The organism is Carboxylicivirga taeanensis (assembly GCF_051851475.1).
GTDB lineage: Bacteria > Bacteroidota > Bacteroidia > Bacteroidales > Marinilabiliaceae > Carboxylicivirga > Carboxylicivirga taeanensis.
In genome coordinates this window covers 1-2,088 of the sequence record NZ_JBPUSJ010000058.1, presented here as the reverse complement: position 1 = coordinate 2,088, position 2,088 = coordinate 1, and the positions used below count along the sequence as shown (strand labels likewise).

Annotated in this window: 1 protein-coding gene; it reads right to left on the bottom strand. The window is 35.2% G+C overall.

Annotation, left to right across the window (positions count from 1 at the left end):
* Window positions 1-368: 368 nt before the first annotated feature.
* Window positions 369-1,349 carry a hypothetical protein gene (locus ACSX1H_RS19135; RefSeq protein WP_439185861.1) on the bottom strand — a complete coding sequence of 327 codons (981 nt, stop codon included), beginning with the start codon at window positions 1,347-1,349 and terminating at the stop codon, window positions 369-371.
* Between the last annotated feature and the right edge of the window lie 739 nt (window positions 1,350-2,088).

Genomic DNA, 2,088 nt, shown 5'->3' with positions numbered 1-2,088 from the left:
TAAAACTGCTTATAGTCAACTTAAAACAGAATAAGAGCGGCGTAAACAGTTTGTAAATAAAAATGATTCCTGTTCACGTTTGAAAATCAATTCCAGAGGCACTTCAATTTGAACGTCTGGGCTGATATGAAACCAACCGAGTCAAGATTAGTGGCCAAGTTATTCTAAGTTTTGGTTTTTGGTGGACGACCAAAATCAATCTGTAAATATTTAACCAACAAATAGGTTACAACGTTTAGTGTATGCGTAGTGGCGGTCTTCGTAGCTTTTCACTATCAAACCGTGATGGTGTTGATGCGAGCCACAAACCTTGAAATTTACTACTTTCCCCGCCATTAGGTATGACACATTGTTAGGGCACGTAATTACTATGGGTATCTTTCATAATAATCCCCATAATCATAATGTGCAATTTCTGTCAAAATTTTAATAATATTTTGGTTTTTATCTTTTCGCATTAAATATCTTGTCTTATCTGTGTGTTTTAGGATAATATAATCAGACATTATTTCTTTTTTTCCTTGTTCCTCCTTTATGAAATATGAAATCTCAAATTCTCCAAGGTTTTTATATTCCTCATCATTAAATTTCATTCTTAAATAAATCCATTCAGGGTCACCTACTTCATCTTCTCGCAGGTATTTAAAATCTAAAGAGTCAAACTCGGCAGCATTAATCAAGTTGAATATTTTTTGAAATTTATCTTTAACACCTATTTCATCAAGTTTCTGGTTGTCACCTGATACAGCATAAAATCCAGTCTCATTTTTAAATCTCTTTTTATTATAAACACCACCATCGTACCATATTCTAAACCATTTTAAGTTATCTGTCTGCATATTGATTTTGCCTTTATGCGGTTCAGAATGCTTTGGTTCAATTATTCGCATACCTGGAGGATAATCATTTAGCAACAATCTATAAATTTCGTGGTCAGTTACAGTGATATGAAAATATTTTACGGAATCCTTATGAACTTTACTCTGAAATGGGAAACTAAACATTTCAATCACCTGCTTTCCTCCCATAGAATAGTTTGTTTTCTGAGATTTTAAAACACTTGTGTCATTTGGATACTCATAATTATCAAGAACTAATTTTCCTTCTCGCATCAACCAGTCAATCTGTTCTGGTTTTGCCATTTTTAATACTTTACTATTCAATAATCCTTTTAAACTATCCGTTTTATTTTCTTGAATGTATCTCAATGATTTTTTGGCAATCAGAATAGAAGAATTGTCTCCTAAATCAGTAGTCTTTTCTGATGGTTCTGTATAACTGAATTTACAACCTGTCATTATTAATCCAATCAATACTGTAAGTAGTCCGAATTTGAGATGTTTTTTCATTTTTATAATTGTTTCAATGTTGCAGTTCGTTTGATTTTATGTGCCCTAACGGTAGCTGCATGAAGCGTAGCACTTCTTATGCGAGATTGTCCGTCCGGCAGGACTGACAATCGGTTGGACTTACAAACCGCCCAAAGTGCTCTAGCTATGCTTTATTGCAGCATGTTGTAGCTTGTTATTTTATCTTCTTAACTTTCTCTAATGTTCAGTTTTTCACAAAGCCAAAAACCTAATATGAAGTTGTTTTACGCCAGCGTTTGTAAATCAAGCTTCCGAAAAGAAAAGTGCGAAAGCCTTTTAAAGCAGCTTATAACCAACTAATACTGGTTAAGAGCGGCGTAAACAGTTTGTAAATCAAATTGATTCCTGTTCACGTTTGAGAATCAATTCCAAAAGCACTTCAATCTGAACGACTGGGCTGATATGAAACAAGCTGAGTCAAGAAAAGTGGCCAAGTTATACTACGTTTTGGTTTTTGGCGGATGGCCAAAATGCTGCTGCCGATACAGATACCCCGAAATAAGCTACAACGGTAGCTGCATGAAGCTTAGCACTTCTTATGCGAGATTGTCCGTCCAGCAGGACTGACAATCGGTTGGACTTACAAACCGCCCAAAGTGCGCCAGCTATGCTTTATAGCAGCATGTTGTAGCTTGTTATTTTATCTTCCTAATTTCTCTAATGGTCAGCTTTGCACTAAGCCAAAAACCAAATGAGAAGGTGTTTTACGCCAGCGTTT